Here is a 1,073-nt window from a genome sequence, read left to right as displayed (position 1 = left end):
GGGATGGACGAGACGCAGGGGTCAGTTGAGGGTCATCCGCGTCAGTCCGCCGAGGATCAGGTAGGCGGACAGCAGGAGGATCGAGCCGACGATGGCGAGGGCGCCGATCGCGATGATGCAGAGGATCGCTCTGGTCGTCTTGCTGGAGGCGGCAGCGGCGGCCACGGTCAGGGCTTTCCGTCCTGCGGGGCGGGCGTCACGTAGTCCTCCATGTACCAGAGCGGGCAGGGGCGGCCGTCCAGGTAGACGGAAACCATGCCCAGGCCGACGTGATCGACCGAGTGGGCGACCTGCTCCGACTCGTCGGTGTAGGCGGGCGCGCACCCGCGCTTCTGCAGAGTGACCACTCCGTACTTTCCGCTCTCGTCGTGTTGGACGCGGGAGCCGACGGGGAAGCGGTCGCGCAGTTCGGCCAGGCGGGGACCGGGTTCGGTCATGTGAAGCTCCTCGGGTTGGGTGTCGGGTCGCTCTTCCGGCACGCCTTCATGCTACCTGCACTTAGGGTGTGGGACCAGCGCCGGGGATGGTCACCAAGATGGTGCGGACCCCGGTTCCGGCGGAGACGAACGCCCCTTCCGGCAGGTACTCGATGCGTCCGCCGCGCAAGGCGACCAGGGAGCGGAGGTGCACCGCAGTGCCGGTCTGGCGGTCTGCGAGTCCGGCGCTCATGACGGCCACGAGCAGGCCGTCGGGCTTGAGGAACCGCATCGCGCGCATGACATGCAGGACGTCGGTGCCCCTGCGGAACGGCGGGTTCATCACGACGCGGTCGTAGCGCTGCGAGTGCTGCGCTGGGGTGAGGTCCATGAAGTCGCCGACGGTGACCTGCTGCAGGCCCAGGCGGCGCAGCCGCTCGGCGAAGGGTGCGTACAGTTCGACTGCGTGGACCAGGCCGCCTCGCTCGGCGGCTAGAGCGGCGAGAGCGCCGTTCCCCGCCGAGGGTTCCAGCACGGTCATGCCGGGCTGGATGTCGGCGGCGGCGACGACCTGCTCGGCTAGGGCGGGCGGGGTGAAGAACGCCTCGACCCGGTGATACGACCGCCATCCGCGACAGCCTGTGGCAGGAATTGGTC

General features: G+C 69.2%; 3 protein-coding genes. All 3 read right to left on the bottom strand.

Annotation, left to right across the window (positions count from 1 at the left end):
• Positions 1–21: 21 nt before the first annotated feature.
• Positions 22–165 carry a hypothetical protein gene (locus AB0B89_RS36595; protein WP_358562429.1) on the bottom strand — a complete coding sequence of 48 codons (144 nt, stop codon included), beginning with the start codon at positions 163–165 and terminating at the stop codon, positions 22–24.
• Between the two features lie 2 nt (positions 166–167).
• Positions 168–437 (bottom strand): hypothetical protein, encoded by a 270-nt coding sequence (locus AB0B89_RS36590; protein ID WP_358562426.1) that lies wholly within the window; start codon positions 435–437, stop codon positions 168–170.
• A gap of 61 nt (positions 438–498) precedes the next feature.
• Positions 499–1,073 (bottom strand): methyltransferase (locus AB0B89_RS36585; protein ID WP_358562423.1); only part of this gene is annotated, 575 nt, incomplete at its 5' end.

The organism is Sphaerisporangium sp. NPDC049002, from assembly GCF_040649355.1.
GTDB lineage: Bacteria > Actinomycetota > Actinomycetes > Streptosporangiales > Streptosporangiaceae > Sphaerisporangium.
Note: the sequence above shows the minus strand (reverse complement) of the source record. Positions and strands in the feature narration are given on the sequence as shown.

Coding starts and splice junctions, on each gene's coding strand:
- AB0B89_RS36590 (WP_358562426.1), bottom strand. CDS start 437: ATGACCGAACCCGGTCCCCGCCTGGCCGAACTGCGCGACCGCTTCCCC.